The sequence below is a fragment of the Bradyrhizobium sp. USDA 3256 genome (assembly GCF_054058275.1).
The window spans coordinates 3710765-3725483 of the sequence record NZ_JBSSAE010000002.1 but is presented as its reverse complement, the minus strand read 5'-3'; the positions used below and the strand labels follow the sequence as shown (position 1 = coordinate 3725483).

General features: G+C 63.7%; 14 protein-coding genes and 1 tRNA gene. 9 read left to right on the top strand and 6 right to left on the bottom strand.

The features are described from left to right. Window positions 1-280: 280 nt before the first annotated feature. Together ACVWY5_RS19270 and ACVWY5_RS19265 are read right to left on the bottom strand one after the other, a co-directional pair. Entirely contained in the window at window positions 281-562 is a 282-nt protein-coding gene (locus ACVWY5_RS19270; RefSeq protein ID WP_028333831.1) for a hypothetical protein, read from the bottom strand. A 163-nt stretch (window positions 563-725) separates the two neighbouring features. Continuing rightward, complete coding sequence (locus tag ACVWY5_RS19265) at window positions 726-1292, bottom strand: hypothetical protein (RefSeq protein ID WP_321176753.1); 567 nt, start codon at window positions 1290-1292, stop codon at window positions 726-728. Window positions 1293-2453: 1161 nt separating this feature from the next. Here ACVWY5_RS19265 and ACVWY5_RS19260 point away from each other — a divergent pair. Continuing rightward, window positions 2454-2762, top strand: a complete 309-nt coding sequence (locus ACVWY5_RS19260; RefSeq protein WP_157340985.1) for a hypothetical protein — start codon at window positions 2454-2456, stop codon at window positions 2760-2762. A 209-nt stretch (window positions 2763-2971) separates the two neighbouring features. Here ACVWY5_RS19260 and ACVWY5_RS19255 read toward each other — a convergent pair. Both ACVWY5_RS19255 and ACVWY5_RS19250 read right to left on the bottom strand, forming a co-directional pair. Beyond that, a tRNA-Ser gene (locus tag ACVWY5_RS19255) sits at window positions 2972-3064 on the bottom strand. 239 nt (window positions 3065-3303) lie between these two features. After that, complete coding sequence (locus tag ACVWY5_RS19250) at window positions 3304-5766, bottom strand: transglycosylase SLT domain-containing protein (RefSeq protein WP_028333834.1); 2463 nt, start codon at window positions 5764-5766, stop codon at window positions 3304-3306. A gap of 354 nt (window positions 5767-6120) precedes the next feature. Between ACVWY5_RS19250 and dapA the strand changes: the two genes are divergently transcribed. The 4 genes from dapA (at window position 6121) to ACVWY5_RS19230 (ending at window position 8620) form a co-directional block, all read left to right on the top strand. Then, the gene (dapA, locus tag ACVWY5_RS19245; protein ID WP_028333835.1) at window positions 6121-7011 is read left to right on the top strand and encodes a 4-hydroxy-tetrahydrodipicolinate synthase; all 891 of its coding nucleotides are present in this window, start codon (window positions 6121-6123) and stop codon (window positions 7009-7011) included. A gap of 59 nt (window positions 7012-7070) precedes the next feature. Then, entirely contained in the window at window positions 7071-7487 is a 417-nt protein-coding gene (mscL, locus tag ACVWY5_RS19240) for a large conductance mechanosensitive channel protein MscL (RefSeq protein WP_028333836.1), read from the top strand. Between the two features lies 1 nt (window position 7488). Beyond that, window positions 7489-7962: an SsrA-binding protein SmpB gene (gene smpB, locus ACVWY5_RS19235; RefSeq protein WP_016843999.1), complete on the top strand. Its 474-nt coding sequence runs from the start codon at window positions 7489-7491 to the stop codon at window positions 7960-7962. A 76-nt stretch (window positions 7963-8038) separates the two neighbouring features. Next, the gene (locus ACVWY5_RS19230) at window positions 8039-8620 is read left to right on the top strand and encodes a peroxiredoxin (protein ID WP_028333837.1); all 582 of its coding nucleotides are present in this window, start codon (window positions 8039-8041) and stop codon (window positions 8618-8620) included. Window positions 8621-8835: 215 nt separating this feature from the next. Here the strand turns inward: ACVWY5_RS19230 and ACVWY5_RS19225 are convergent, their stop codons facing one another. Together ACVWY5_RS19225 and ACVWY5_RS19220 are read right to left on the bottom strand one after the other, a co-directional pair. Beyond that, entirely contained in the window at window positions 8836-9495 is a 660-nt protein-coding gene (locus tag ACVWY5_RS19225) for a uracil-DNA glycosylase (RefSeq protein WP_028333838.1), read from the bottom strand. Continuing rightward, a complete protein-coding gene (locus ACVWY5_RS19220) occupies window positions 9476-10108 on the bottom strand; it encodes a LabA-like NYN domain-containing protein (protein ID WP_016844002.1) in 633 nt (210 codons plus the stop codon). Before ACVWY5_RS19220 ends, ACVWY5_RS19225 begins: the two co-directional genes overlap by 20 nt. A gap of 361 nt (window positions 10109-10469) precedes the next feature. Between ACVWY5_RS19220 and rpoZ the strand changes: the two genes are divergently transcribed. The 4 genes from rpoZ to acpS all read left to right on the top strand — a co-directional run bounded on the left by rpoZ (window position 10470) and on the right by acpS (window position 14703). After that, on the top strand, window positions 10470-10862 hold the full coding sequence (gene rpoZ / locus ACVWY5_RS19215) for a DNA-directed RNA polymerase subunit omega (protein WP_016844003.1): 393 nt from the start codon (window positions 10470-10472) through the stop codon (window positions 10860-10862). A 210-nt stretch (window positions 10863-11072) separates the two neighbouring features. Beyond that, a complete protein-coding gene (locus ACVWY5_RS19210; protein WP_026192848.1) occupies window positions 11073-13364 on the top strand; it encodes a RelA/SpoT family protein in 2292 nt (763 codons plus the stop codon). Between the two features lie 155 nt (window positions 13365-13519). Next, entirely contained in the window at window positions 13520-14290 is a 771-nt protein-coding gene (locus ACVWY5_RS19205; protein WP_028333839.1) for a pyridoxine 5'-phosphate synthase, read from the top strand. Next, window positions 14287-14703, top strand: coding sequence for a holo-ACP synthase (gene acpS, locus ACVWY5_RS19200; protein ID WP_021078359.1), 417 nt, complete (start codon window positions 14287-14289; stop codon window positions 14701-14703). The genes ACVWY5_RS19205 and acpS overlap by 4 nt, the downstream gene beginning before the upstream one ends. Window positions 14704-14719: the final 16 nt, after the last annotated feature.

Genomic DNA, 14719 nt, shown 5'->3' with positions numbered 1-14719 from the left:
CTTGGTCTTGGCGTTGCCGCTTGTGGTGCTGTGGAGCTCGGTTGCCGGCGCCGCAACGGCGCATCATCGTCGCGTGCGACAGCACCTCATCATCCGTCCAAGTGAACAGGTCGTCCCTCCGGACCGGTACGTATATCCGGGCTTTGGCCCGATCCCGCCCGGCGAGAACCGAAACCTCGATCCATCCACCCGCGGCAGCGGCTGACGTCGTCGCCGCCGCACTGATGCTTCATCGCATCGATCGCTCTGCCCGCGTGCAAGGAGCTGGTCAAAGACCGAGCTATGCTGCGTCGGTCACCATCTTGTGCTGAGAGCTCTCGGCTACACGCTTTTTGAGGGTGGCAATCGTTCCCTTGAGATTGGCGTGCCGCTCATTGAGCGACCTTGCCAAAATCGGATACCTCGCGTCCGATCGGTCATGAATTCCCACGCGCGCTTCTTCGGTCGCGATGTCGGCTTCGATCTGCTGGCAGGCCAGGATCAGATCAGACAGCATCTTGCTGACCGTCGACTCGCGCCCGCCACGTCCGCGACCTGTCTCAAAACGATGATGCATGTTCATTGCGTGCTCCGAATGTCTGAGTTCGGCACACCGAGAACAGCTGGCACCGAACTATTCACGGATACATCGCAAGTTCCCTGCCAGTTGGGGGTCCGTAAGAATACTGTCGGGGCGGTGCGGCGCGGCGTATGCCCGCCGGGTGGGGACAGTCTGATGGCGCGGACTATTCTCGCCGCCACGCCGGAACGCAGGCACCTAGCGTGACGCGCTCGTAGTCTCGCGCGGCGTCCTGATCTCCAGCCTGTTCGGCAAACCTAACCGCTGCTTCCATGTCTTGAGCGGCGGACGCGCTGTCGCAGAATTGGCTGCGAATTTCAGCCCGGTATCGATATGCCCTGTAGTTCATCGGGTTGTACTGAAGCGCAAGGTTGTAGCTGCTTTGCTCCTCCGTGGCGCCTCGGCGTGCTTCATCCGACTGACTGCCGAAATTGGTTTGGCGATAGAGCGCCTGGAGTGTCCCGAGCTCCGTGTAACGCAGAGACATCGCGCCGAAACTGGCAGGAAGTGCGTCACCCGACGAAGAAGGTTGCCTCGCCGAGGTGCATTCAATTTCGATCTTCTTGTACTTGATGGCGTTGCTGTAGTCCCGCAAGCTTTGGAAAGTGCTCGATATTTCGCCGGTGATTGAGGCAAGATAAGCGGTCGAGAGGCGTCGATCGCTCAGCAGGTTGAGACACGCCCGTATCTTTGCCTGCGCAGGCAAGACGTCGCGGCATTCCTTGTCAACCACACGCCACTCGTCCCGCGAATGCAGTGTCGGCGGCGTCTGCGCAGCAGGCAGAACGAGAACCAGCGAGAAACAGATCGCTAACCTGAGACCGCGACTTGGACCATCCATCTATTTCTTCGCCTTCAGCTCGATCTCGACCGGCCGGCGGATTCTTCGTGCGGGCGCCTTGATCATTTGATGCCAAATAATCAAGCCGAGGGAAAGCTGACGCGGTTCATAGGTGGACCTAAAAGTGAGGCCGTTCGTGACTGGGAAAGACCGAACGGCCCCAGCCGGCCCGTAGTGCCAAAATGGAAGAAATAGGCCGGCGCTCCAGCTACGGAGTCGCCGGGCAGATGGTTTCACCAGTGCCAATTGCCATCGCTACCGTACGCCCCCCGATGCGGCCGCTTGCTATGAACGGGCAGGGTCGGCTTGACGGCAGGTCGTCAGGACAAACGCCGCCTTGCTGCATTGCCACTCGCTGCCGAGCGCAGCGCTCGAGACGGGCCGCGGGGCAGCAACGATCGCCAGCACAACAACAATGCAAGCCAGCGAAGTTGCGACCACGAGCCCGCCTGCCTTGGATGAGAAGCGATGCCGTAACCAGGGACCTAAGTCGGCGGATCGGCGAAGCTGGGCGTTACGCAGAACCTGGTCGGTATCCTGGAATTGGATGCCACTGTCTTGCTGCATGGCTTTACCCCGGAAATGCTCAGGTGAAATAAACAATGCGGGGATGGTGGGCGCGGTTTGTTGCGCGCTCGCTTCGCGGCGCCGGGAATGATGTTTCGTTCACGCGGAGGTGACAACCGGTCCAGGCCCGGGGCCGATGCCGGCATTTCTCTGCGATGACCCCTTAGGACCACCGCTCATTGGTCGCTGGCCGGCTCGATAGGCCGCTCCCGGATCGTCCGCCCGGCCGGGCAACCGACTGGATCTGATCGAATCCCCAAAAAGTACGCCGCCGGTCTCAAAAATACACGCCCGGCGGCGTTTCCTTCCTGAACTGGGACACTGAAATCCCCAGCACGGTCAAAGTGCAGACACTATGCCATCGCGGTCCCGGGCGGGCGGCTAAGTACCCATGTCGCGTCGCTGGATTGCTTGACCTAGATCAAGCCCAACTACCGAAAAACAGCCTCGCATGTGCTCCCCTGTAATTTCCAATTGGAGGGTAGCATGGCAGTAGTCGTGCAGTACGTGGTCAAGCCGAATCCAGGCGGTGACCTCGCAGGAATACTCGAATTGGCAAAGGAGAGTGCCGGGCTTTGGCGCAAGCATGGTGGCAAACCAAGGTTCTGGTCTGTCGCCGTCGGTGAAGCCGGCAATTTCGTTTTCTCAGTAAATTTCGAGACGTTTTCGGCTTATGGCGCGGCGGTTGATAAACTAAACGCCGATCCAGCTTTCCAGACCTGGCAAGCGAAGAGATTGAAAGCGGGTTTGACCACCCTTGTGCGCGCGAACATGGCGATCGAGATTGAACTTTGAGGGAGCGTTGCGCAGCACGCCAAAAGTACGCCGCCGGGCTCTAAATGGCATTGTCCCGGCGGCGCCTGTTTATCCAGCCTTGGTCATATTTGCAGTAACGGTCGAACTGATCGCCGTCTCAAGTTTCGGAAAATCGGCGCGATTCTGCAGGAAGACCGTGCTCTCGCACGAGGCTGTCACCCATGTCTCCGGGCTGGACATTAGCCGGCTGGCGGAGAGGGAGGGATTCGAACCCTCGATACAGCTTGAGACCGTATGACGCTTTAGCAAAGCGTTGCCTTCAGCCACTCGGCCACCTCTCCAATGGCGCCGATATGCCCGAGTGGGCGCTGAGCCGCAAGCGGCAGATTCAGATTGCGCCAAGGTGATTTGAGGGCAGCTCGGCCGCCGGCCGTCCCCAAGCCTTTATATACCGCGCCGATCGGCAAGTGCCGAAGCGCGCGGATACCTAAAATGCAAGATATAACAATAGATTAGCGTGATTTTTGGTCGGGGCTGGAAGCCGCGGTCGCCCAGCCTGTTGAAAACCGGCAGCGCCGGTTCATTCCACGCTGGCGCCGCGGCGTAAATCGGCCTCGATCTGCAATTTGGTGCCGCCGCCGAACCGGGCGCGATAGACCTGCAGGTTTTCCATGATCCGCTGGACGTAGTTCCGCGTCTCCGAGAACGGAATCAGCTCGACCCAGTCGACCGCGTCGATCTTGGGATCGCGCGGATCGCCGTAGCGCTCGATCCACTTCCGCACGCTGCCGCGGCCGGCATTGTAGGCGGCGAAGGTCAGGATGTAGGAGCCGCGATAATCCTCGAGCAGGCCGCCGAGCTCGGCGGCGCCGAGCATCGCGTTGTAGACCGGATCGGTCTTCATCCGGTTGAGGTCGAAGCCGATGCCGGCGCGCTTGCAGACGTAGCGTCCGGCGTCCGGCGTCACCTGCATCAGGCCGTAGGCCTGGGCCGGTGACACCACCGCAGGATTGAACGCGCTCTCCTGGCGCGCGATCGCGTAGACGACGCTCTGCTCGACCTCCGGTCCGACCTGGCGGAACGAGGGGATGCCGTTCACCGGGTAGGCGTAGTGGTCGAACGGCAGTCCGCGGTTGAGCGCGGCCTTGCCCATCAGCAGCATGCCGCGGGCATCGCCGTGGCGCGCGGTGAGCTCGCCGAGGCCGGCGAGGGCCTCCGGATCGCCATTGTCGCCCATGTCGCCGAAGATCGGGATCGCGAGCTCGCGCGCGTCGATTTCGTAGAGCAGCGCCACCGCGCGCACGATCTCCAGCCGCTCGGCGCCGCGGCCGCGCGGCGCGCTGTTCAGCTCGATCTGCGGCAGGCCGAGCTTGGCGCGCGCGAGTTGGCCGTAATAGCTGGTCGACTGCTCGGCCGCGCGTCCGTAAGCGGCGCGCGCCTCCTGGCCGCGGCCGGCGGCCTCCGCGGCGCGGCCCTGCCAATAGCCGGCACGCGCCAGCGCGGTCGGGTTGGCGCTGCCGACGCCGATCCGCGCGAAATGCTGGGCGGCGAGGGCGGGATCGTTGAGGAAGCGCAGCGCGATCCAGCCCGAGGTGAATTCCTGCTCGGTCTTGTAGATGTCGCGGGCCGGCAGCGCCGCGTCGCGCGCGATCAGATAGGCGGTGCGAAACTCGTTGGTGTCGATCATCTTGCGCGCCAGCAGCCGGCGCTCGATCCACCATTCGTCGACATTGTAGAGGCGGGAGGCTTCCTTCGGTGCGCTCAGCATCAGCCGCGCGGCCTCGGCGAATTTCTCCTCGCGGCGGAGCAACTGAATCCTGGCGAACAAGTAGCCAGTGTCACCGGAGAGCTCGCTCGGCACGGCTTCCAGCAGCGCGCGCAGGTTCGAACCCTTGCGGGTGGCGGCGATGCGTGCCTTCGCGAGCGCCACGTAGCCGGAGCCAAGGCGCTTGGCTTCGCGCATGCCGGCGGCCTCGTTGTCGGTGCCGTACAGCATGATGTCCATGCGTGCCTTGTGGTCGCCGGCAGTCAGGAAGGAGCCGAACAGCTCAAGCGCGGTGTTTTCGGTGTCCTCGCTCATCCCGTCGTTGCGCCAGGCCTCGCGGACCAGGCGCTCGGCATTGCCGCGGTCGCCGCGTCCGATCATGACCTTGGCGAGCGCGAGCCGGCCCTTGGCCGAGACCGGCGATTCATTCTGGAACCAGGCCCAGACCGCGGAGTCGTCGCGGCGGTCGTCCCACAACGAGGCCTCGATGCGGCGACGCAGGAAGGTCTGCGACGGCCAGCTCGGATTGGCATCGAGGAAGGCGCGGTAGCGCTCGACCGAGGCGCCGTTGTCCTCGCTGCGCAGGATCAGCCATTCGGCAAGCTTGCGCGCGACCGGATCTGAGATCGAGGCCTCGGCCTCGGTGGCGTCCGCCGGCTTGCGCTTGCGCAGCAGCTCGACGACGCTTGCAAGTGCTTCCTTGTCCGAGTGCGACGTCGAGGATGTCGCGGCCACGGCCGCAGGCAGCACCGGCTTGCGCGCGATCGGCGCGGCATGCTGGCGCGTTGCCGGAGCCAGTGCGGGCGCGGGCACAGACCTGTTCGATACAGTTCCGGTTGCAACCGGAGCGGCGGGCTTTGACGCGGTGGTCTTGGCCGCGGTGGTCTTGGACGTGGTGCCCTTGGATTCCGGGCTCTTCGGAGCCGTTGGCTTGTGAGCTTCGGTCTTGGCAGGAGCGGCCTTGGCCCCGTCCGTCTTGACCGCGCCGGGCTTGGGCGACGTTGTCTTGTGAGCCTCGGTTTTGTGAGTGTCAGTCTTTTCAGCGTTGGTCTTGGCAGCGTCGGTCTTGACGGCGCTGGGTTTGGTTGCCGCTGGCTTTGAAGCCGCAGCCTTCGGAGCCGTGGACCTCGGCGCGGTCTTGGAGGCGGCGCTCTTGGAAGCGGTGTCTTGGGCGGCCGGCTTTGCGGCTGGAGCATCCTCGGCGGCCCAGGCATCGGCCGTGATGGCGGCAAGGCCGACAACGAGCGCCAGGCTCGTCGCCAGCGCCGTCGACCGCAATGTGCCTGCACGAACGGAACGGATCACAGAAGTCCTCTGCGGCCCCGAATCATCTGGTCGTTTGGGCCATGAGTTCTTATTTGATTGAAAACGTACACAAAATACTAAGAAGCCTGCCGGTGCGGCTGTTTGCGCCAGCACAACGGCAAAATCGCGGCTGGAAACGATTTCGCGCGCCGCAGATTACCGTTGGGAATAGGTACGGTACGGCCCTTTCGCCTGTCAGCCAGACCCGATATGAATTGCCTTTCATGGCGTTTCGCAACAACCGGGTGCCGGTCGCACGGACGTGAAGCGCGCCAACAACAAGGTCCGTCGACCTAGCCTTTAGCCTGAAGCGTTTGGAGGAAGTCCATGGCAGCCAAGACAAAATTCCGGGGATCATTCACTGCCTTGGTGACGCCCTTCAAAAACGGCTCGGTGGACGAAGCCGCCTTCCGCAGCCTCGTGAACTGGCAGATCGCCGAGGGCACCCACGGCCTGGTGCCGGTCGGCACCACAGGCGAGAGCCCGACGCTGAGCCACGACGAGCACAAGCGGGTGGTCGAGTGGTGCATCGAGGAGGCCAAGGGCCGGGTGCCCGTGATCGCCGGTGCCGGCTCGAATTCGACCAAGGAGGCGATCGAGCTCGCCGAGCACGCCGAGAAGGCCGGCGCCACCGCGGTGCTGGTCGTGACGCCGTACTACAACAAGCCGACCCAGGAAGGCATGTACCAGCACTTCAAGGCGATCAACGATGCGATCGGCATTCCGATCATCATCTACAACATCCCGCCGCGCTCGGTGATCGACATGTCGGTCGACACCATGAAGCGGCTGTTCGAGCTGAAGAACATCGCCGGCGTCAAGGACGCCACCGCGAGCATGGTGCGGGTCTCGCAGCAGCGCGCCGCGATGGGCGAGGATTTCAACCAGCTCTCCGGCGAGGACGCCACCATCATCGGCTACATGGCCCATGGCGGCCATGGCTGCATCTCGGTGACTTCGAACGTCGCGCCGCGGCTGTGCTCGGAGTTCCAGACCGCCTGGCAGAAGGGCGACGTCACCACGGCACTGAAGATCCATGACAAGCTGATGCCGCTGCACACCAACCTGTTCATCGAAAGCAATCCGGCGCCGGTGAAGTACGCGATGTCGCTGCTCGGCAAGCTGGACGAGAAGCTGCGCCTGCCGATGGTGCCGGTCACCGAAGCGACCCGCCAGGCGGTCCGCAGCGCCATGGTCCATGCCGGCCTGATCAACTGAGCCGGACCGCGACCGCCGTGAACGGTGCCGTGCGCAATGTCGAGCAGAAGGGGATGGGCATGCTGAAGGAATTCCGCGAGTTCGCCATGAAGGGCAATGTCGTCGACCTCGCCGTCGGCGTCATCATCGGTGCGGCCTTCGGCGCGATCGTCACCTCGCTGGTCGGCGACGTCATCATGCCGATCATCGGCGCGATCACGGGCGGTCTCGACTTCTCCAACTATTTCACCGGGCTTTCCAAGGCCGTCACCGCAACCAACCTCGCCGACGCCAAGAAGCAGGGCGCGGTGCTGGCCTGGGGAAACTTCCTGACGCTGACGCTCAACTTCCTGATCGTCGCCTTCGTGCTGTTCATCGTCATCCGCGCCATGAACCAGTTCAAGCGCAAGGAAGAGGTCAAGCCTGCCGAGCCGCCGAAGCCGTCCGCCGAGGTCGTGCTGCTGACGGAAATCCGCGACCTCCTCAAGAAGAGCTAAAGTGGCCGAGAAGAACGAACGTCCCATCAAGGTCGTTGCCGAGAACCGCAAGGCCCGCTTCAACTACGCGATCGAGGACACGATCGAGGCCGGCATTTCGCTGACCGGCACCGAGGTGAAATCAATCCGCAGCGGCAAGAGCACGATCGCGGAATCCTATGCGGATTCCAAGAACGGCGAGCTGTGGCTGATCAACGCCAATATTCCTGAGTATCTCCAGGCCAACCGCTTCAACCACGAGCCGAAGCGGCCGCGGAAGCTGCTGCTGCATCGCAAGCAGATCAACAAGCTGCTCGGAGCGGTCGACCGCGAGGGCATGACGCTCATTCCGCTGAAGCTGTATTTCAACGAGCGCGGCCGTGCCAAACTGCTGCTGGCGGTCGCCAAGGGCAAGAAGCTGCACGACAAGCGCGAGACCGTGAAGAAGCGCGACTGGGGCCGCGAGAAGGGCCGCCTGATGCGGGCGCGCGGGTAGGGCGGTTGATTTGTCGTCATTGCGAGCGAAGCGACGCAATCGCTCCTCGCGATGACGGTGGATGGAGATTTGGGCCATGAGCCAATCGAGCCTTACCGATGTCGACTGGAGCAAGATCCCGGCGCCCACGGATGACGGCGGCGCGGCGCATCTGACCGGCATGACGATCCCGCCGGTCAGGCTGCGCGCCACCGACGACACCGCGGTGGCGCTGTCGGCACTTGCGGGCCGCACCGTGGTGTTCGCCTATCCGCGAACCGGCGAGCCCGGCAAGATCGGGCTGGTCGACGATTGGGACATGATCCCGGGCGCCCGCGGCTGCACGCCGCAGACCTGCGCGTTCCGCGACCTGTTCGCCGAGCTGAAGGCGGCCGGTGCTGCCCAGGTGTTCGGGCTGTCGACGCAAAGCAACGCGTACCAGACCGAGATGGCCTCGCGGCTGCATCTGCCGTTCCCGGTGCTGTCCGACGAAGCGCTGGAACTGACGCACACGCTGAAGTTGCCGACGATGTTGGTGGCGGGGCTGACCCTGATCAAGCGGCTCGCGCTGGTCATCGACGACGCGCGCATCAGCCACGTGTTCTATCCGGTGTTCCCGCCCGACCGGAACGCCGGAGACGTGCTGGAATGGCTGAAGGCCAATCCGTGGACGAACTAGAGCAATATGAAGTCGTGGGGCGGTCGCAGGTCACGCTGCCAGAATATTGAAAACAACCCCATGCAAAGTAGCCGGCAGCGGCCGGCGTTCGCCCAGGCAACTTGACACGTCGGGCAATTCAGGGATATTTTTCTATTATTCCGAAGCCGCGCGAATGTCCTGTAGCATTTGCAGGCTTTGGATAGCGATTCGCAAAGCGGATACCGGAAGGGGCGCTAGCCGAGCTCCTTGCGCACGGTCGCGAACACCTTGCGGAACATGTCGGTCGTCAACACGCCGGTGTTCGTGTTGTAGCGCGAGCAGTGGTAGCTGTCGTAGAGCTTGAATTTGCCCGCACTATGCACGGCACCGTGCACAAAGGGCGCGGCCGCCAAGCGAACATCCAATGCCTTGAGAGTCGATTCGTGCGCGATTCGCCCGAGCAGCACGATCGCACGCAGCTTCGGCATCGTCGCGATGGTCGCGCGGAGGAATTGCCGGCAGGTGTTGATCTCGGCCGGCAGCGGCTTGTTCTGCGGCGGCACGCAGCGCACCGCATTGCTGATCCGGGCGTCGACCAGCTTCAGGCCGTCGTCCGGCCGCGCCTGATAGACGCCGCTGGCAAAACCATATTCGAGCAAGGTCGCGTAGAGCAGATCACCGGCGTAGTCGCCGGTGAAGGGGCGGCCGGTGCGGTTGGCGCCCTGCAGGCCCGGGGCGAGCCCAACGATCAACAGCCGCGCATTCGGATCGCCGAACGATTCCACCGGTGAGTTGAACCAGCCCGGCTCGCGCGCGCGCGCCTGCGCGCGGAACTCGGCCAGCCGTGGACAGAGCGGACAGTTGCTGTCGGGGCGCGTGGCAGCGGTGACGAGATTACTCGTCGAAATCGTCATCGGCTCCCCGTGGGGCCATGGTGGTCGCGCGCTGCAGGAATTGCGGGGAGTGGTGGCGCGGTTCGCGCGGGGCCGGACGTTCCGACGGATCGCGGCCGAGCTTGGATTGCAGCTCGACGAGGTCGGTGAAAACGTCGGCCTGGCGGCGCAACTCGTCGGCGATCATCGGCGGCTGGCTGGCGATGGTGGAGATGACCGTGACGCGAACGCCACGGCGCTGCACTGCTTCCACCAGCGAGCGGAAGTCGCCATCGCCGGAAAACAGAATCATCTGGTCGATGTGCTCGGCGAGTTCCATGGCATCGACGGCAAGCTCGATGTCCATGTTGCCCTTCACCTTGCGGCGGCCGCTGGCGTCAATGAATTCCTTGGTCGCCTTGGTGACGACGGTGTAGCCGTTGTAATCGAGCCAGTCGATCAACGGGCGGATCGACGAATACTCCTGATCCTCGATGATCGCCGTGTAGTAGAACGCACGGAGCAACGTGCCGCGACTCTGGAACTCCTTGAGGAGGCGCTTGTAGTCGATGTCGAAGCCCAGCGTCTTTGCGGTGGCGTAAAGATTCGCTCCGTCGATGAAGAGCGCGATCTTGTTGGAAACAGGTGACGACATCAAAGTGTTCTCGCGTGGTTGTTAGTGTTCTTAGCGCGGCGGTGATCAACCGCGCGCAATTTCCGGCGTTGCTGCCTAAAGTTCTGTGAATCTTTCCCCACGACAGTCACCACCGCAATTATGGTGAGGCGAGGGCAAAAAGCCTAGACCCTTGACATTGCAATGAAGAGATTTACTCGCCTGGGACAGCAACCTGGCCATGTCGTCAGACGCTCCGGCCCTTCTGGCCCCCGTCAGACCGGGTTATCAGAGCCTGTTCGGAAGGCAAATCACAAATTTTACCTTGCGAAACCGGGGCTAGGCCTATAACTAACCCTCATAACCTACATGTTCGGTCCCTTTTACCACGGAGCGCCTCGAGATGGCTCGCGTCACCGTCGAAGATTGCATTGACAAGGTCGACAATCGTTTCGACCTCGTCCTGTTGGCCGCGCATCGCGCCCGGATGATCTCGTCGGGATCGCAACTCACGGTTGATCGCGACAACGACAAGAATCCGGTCGTCTCGCTGCGCGAGATTGCCGATTCGACGATCTCGCCGGAAGACCTGAAAGAGGAACTCGTGCACTCCCTGCAGAAGTTCGTCGAGGTCGACGAGCCCGAGCCCGACACCGTGCCGCTGATCGGTTCCGCCGGTGCCAGCGTCGACGCCGACGACACCGAGGTGGCGGTCGAGCGGATGACCGAGGAAGAACTGCTGAAGGGCCTCGAGGGACTGGCGCCCCCGGAGGAGCAGCCCGAGGAAGACGAGTAAGCTCGCCGTCGTTTCGAACAGATTTGCCGAAGGCCCGGACATTGCTCCGGGCCTTTGCTTTTGTTGACAATTTTGCTGTTACGGTGCGTCCTATGCGGACGCGGGAAATTGAATGGTTCCAGGGCCCGCGCGGGGTGCTGCTTCATTGGAAAGCGCACTAGATTGAGGAAAGGTGGGACGTTCCGGTCCCGCGCGAGAGGCAGCGAGTTCATGGCGTATCGACGCCGCAGTTCCATCCAGATGCAGGCTGCAACCGAAACGGTCGCGGTGGCGCCGACGTCGTCCACGGCGGAGAGGCCGGCCAAGCCGCGGACGCGAATGATGCGACAATATGACCTCGTCGAGCGTGTCCGCTCCTATAACCCCGACACCAACGAAGACCTGCTCAACCGCGCCTATGTCTACGCCATGAAGGCGCACGGCACGCAGACCCGTGCCTCCGGCGATCCCTATTTCTCGCATCCGCTCGAGGTCGCCGCGATCCTCACCAACCTCAAGCTCGACGACGCCACGATCGTGGCGGCGCTGCTGCACGACACGATCGAGGACACCGAGGCGACGCGGGCCGAGATCGACAATGTATTCGGCCACGAGATCGGCGCGCTGGTCGAAGGCCTGACCAAGCTGAAGCGGCTGGAACTGGTGTCGCGCGAAGCCAAGCAGGCCGAGAACTTGCGCAAGCTGCTGCTTGCGATCGCCGACGACGTCCGCGTGCTGCTGATCAAGCTCGCCGACCGGCTGCACAACATGCGCACGCTGGAGTTCGTGCCGCCGGCCTCGCGCCGGCGCATCGCCGAGGAGACGCTGGATATCTATGCGCCGCTGGCCGGCCGCATGGGTATGCACGAGATGCGCGAGGAGCTCGAGGACCTGTCGTTCTTCGTGCTCGATCCCGAGGCCTATGCGGTGGTCAAGCAGCGGCTCGATTCACTGGCCGAGCGCAACCGCAATTTGATCGGCGAGATCGAAACCCAGCTCTCCAAGAATTTGCAGAAGAACGGCATCACCGCACGGGTGTTCGGCCGCCGCAAGCAGCCGTTTTCGATCTGGACCAAGATGGAGCGCAAGTCGGTCGGCTTCGAGCAGCTGTCCGATATCTACGGCTTCCGCATCATCCTCGACGATGTCGGCGCCTGCTACCGCGCGCTCGGCATCGTCCACACCACCTGGCCGGTGGTGCCGGGCCGCTTCAAGGACTACATCTCCACCCCGAAGCAGAACGACTACCGCTCGATCCACACCACGGTGATCGGGCCGGGCAAGCAGCGCGTCGAGCTGCAGATCCGCACCGAAGACATGAACCAGATCGCCGAGTTCGGTATCGCCGCGCACGCCTTCTACAAGGAGGGCGCGGGCTCGCCGCACGAGCGGCTGAAGCATGAGTCCAACGCCTTCGCCTGGCTGCGCCACACCATCGGCATCCTCTCGGAAAGCGCCAATCCGGAAGAATTCCTCGAGCACACCAAGCTCGAGCTGTTCCACGACCAGGTGTTCTGCTTCACGCCGAAAGGCAAGCTGATCGCGCTGCCGCGCAACGCCAACGTGATCGATTTCGCCTATGCCGTGCACACCGGCGTCGGCAACAGCGCGGTCGGCTGCAAGATCAACGGCAAGTTCGCGCCGCTGTCCTCCGAGCTGCAGAACGGCGACGAGGTCGAGGTGCTGACCTCGAAGGCGCAGTCGGCGCCGCCGTCGGCCTGGGAAGCGCTCGCCCGCACCGGCAAGGCGCGGGCCGCGATCCGCCGTGCCACCCGCGACGCGGTGCGCGACCAGTATGCCGGTCTTGGCCGCCGCATCGTCGACCGCCTGTTTGCCCGCGCCAAGATCGAATACGCCGACGACAAGCTGAAGGGTGCGTTGCCGCGGCTCGCGCGCAGCTCGATCGAGGACGTGATGGCCTCGGTCGGGCGCGGCGAGATCAAGGCTTCCGACGTCGCGCGCGCGATGTATCCGGACTACAAGGAAGAGCGGCTGGTGCGCTACGGCGCCAAGAAGGGCCTCGCCGCCAAGCTGAAGACGCAGAACCCGCCGCATCCGGCGCGCGCCACCTCGGTGATCCCGGTGCGGGGCATCAATTCCGACCTGCCGGTGAAGTTCGCGCCGAACGGCGGCGCGGTGCCGGGCGACCGGATCGTCGGCATCGTCACGCCGGGCGAGGGGATCACGATCTATCCGATCCAGTCGCCGGCGCTGAAGGATTTCGAGGAGGAGCCGGAGCGTTGGCTCGACGTGCGCTGGGATATCGACGAGACCATGCCGCAGCGCTTCCCGGCCCGCATCCTGGTCCACAATGTCAACGAGCCCGGCAGCCTCGCCCAGATCGCGACCGTGATCGCCGAGCACGACGGCAATATCGACAACATCCACATGTCGCGCCAATCGCCTGACTTCACGGAGCTGACCATCGATCTTGAGGTCTATGACCTCAAGCATCTCAGCGCTATCATCGCCCAGTTGCGCGCCAAGGCCGTCGTCGCTCGGGTCGAGCGCGTCAATGGTTAGGGTTCCGCCTGTCATCGGCCCTCATGGTGAGGAGGCGCGTCAGCGCCGTCTCGAACCATGCGGCCCGAGACGGGGCCACATCCTTCGAGACGCGGCGCAGGCGCCGCTCCTCAGGATGAGGGGATGGTTCAACTGGTTTGTCAGAGAGTGATTTGATGTCGTCTCCGCCGCTGCGTCTCGGTATCAATGTTGATCACGTCGCCACTCTGCGCAATGCGCGGGCCGGAGCGCGGCCAGATCCGGTGCGGCTGGCGCTTGCCGCGATCGCGGCCGGCGCCGACGGCATCACCGCGCATTTGCGCGAGGATCGCCGCCACATCCGCGATGAGGACATGGCGCGGCTCAAGGCCGAGATCTCCAAGCCGTTGAATTTCGAGATGGCGGCGACCGACGACATGTTGCGGATCTCGCTCGCCACCAAGCCGCACGCGGTTTGCCTGGTGCCGGAACGGCGCCAGGAGCTCACCACCGAAGGCGGCCTCGACGTGGTCGGCCAGCACAACGCGCTGGCGCCGTTCATCGCGCGGCTCAATGACGCCGGCATCCGCGTCTCGCTGTTCATTGCCTCCGATCCCAGGCAGATCGAGATGGCCGCGAAGCTGAAGGCGCCGGTGATCGAGATCCACACCGGTGGCTGGTGCGACGCCGTGGTCGACGGCCACAAGGACAAGGCGGAGGCCGAATGGAAGCGCATCGTCGCCGGCGCCAAGCTCGCGCAGGCGGCCGGGCTCGAGGTCCATGCCGGCCACGGGCTCGACTATGACACCGCGGAGACGATTTCCGCGCTGCCCGAAATCCGGGAGTTGAACATCGGCTATTTCATGATGGGCGAGGCGCTGTTCGTCGGCATCGCCGGGACGGTGCGTGAGATGCGTGCGGCGATGGACCGCGGCCGCGCCAGGGCGCAGGGTGGCGTCAGCGCATGATCATCGGCATCGGCTCCGACCTGATCGACATCACCCGGGTGGCCAAGGTGATAGAGCGCCATGGCGAGCGATTCCTCGACCGCATCTTCACCGATGCCGAGCGCGCCAAGGCGATGCGCCGCGCCAACAACGAGAAGATGGTGGTCGCCACTTACGCCAAGCGCTTCGCCGCCAAGGAAGCCTGCTCCAAAGCGCTGGGCACCGGTATCCGGCGCGGGGTGTGGTGGAAGGACATGGGCGTGGTGAACCTGCCGGGCGGGCGGCCGTCGATGCGGCTGACCGGCGGGGCGCTGGCCCGGCTGCAGGAACTGACGCCCGAGGGCATGCAGGCGCAGATCGACCTTTCGATCACCGACGATTGGCCGTTGGCCCAGGCCTTCGTCATAATTTCGGCGGTTGCCCCCGCCAGATGAGCTCGCGGTGCAGGAT

Excerpts from the sequence above, each read along its gene's own strand:
- ACVWY5_RS19230 (WP_028333837.1), top strand. The coding sequence starts at position 8,039 with ATGAGCCAATCGAGCCTTACCGATGTCGACTGGAGCAAGATCCCGGCG.
- ACVWY5_RS19210 (WP_026192848.1), top strand. The coding sequence starts at position 11,073 with ATGGCGTATCGACGCCGCAGTTCCATCCAGATGCAGGCTGCAACCGAA.
- acpS (WP_021078359.1), top strand. The coding sequence starts at position 14,287 with ATGATCATCGGCATCGGCTCCGACCTGATCGACATCACCCGGGTGGCC.
- dapA (WP_028333835.1), top strand. The coding sequence starts at position 6,121 with ATGGCAGCCAAGACAAAATTCCGGGGATCATTCACTGCCTTGGTGACG.
- rpoZ (WP_016844003.1), top strand. The coding sequence starts at position 10,470 with ATGGCTCGCGTCACCGTCGAAGATTGCATTGACAAGGTCGACAATCGT.
- ACVWY5_RS19270 (WP_028333831.1), bottom strand. The coding sequence starts at position 562 with ATGAACATGCATCATCGTTTTGAGACAGGTCGCGGACGTGGCGGGCGC.
- ACVWY5_RS19260 (WP_157340985.1), top strand. The coding sequence starts at position 2,454 with ATGGCAGTAGTCGTGCAGTACGTGGTCAAGCCGAATCCAGGCGGTGAC.
- ACVWY5_RS19220 (WP_016844002.1), bottom strand. The coding sequence starts at position 10,108 with ATGTCGTCACCTGTTTCCAACAAGATCGCGCTCTTCATCGACGGAGCG.
- mscL (WP_028333836.1), top strand. The coding sequence starts at position 7,071 with ATGCTGAAGGAATTCCGCGAGTTCGCCATGAAGGGCAATGTCGTCGAC.
- ACVWY5_RS19205 (WP_028333839.1), top strand. The coding sequence starts at position 13,520 with ATGTCGTCTCCGCCGCTGCGTCTCGGTATCAATGTTGATCACGTCGCC.
- ACVWY5_RS19225 (WP_028333838.1), bottom strand. The coding sequence starts at position 9,495 with ATGACGATTTCGACGAGTAATCTCGTCACCGCTGCCACGCGCCCCGAC.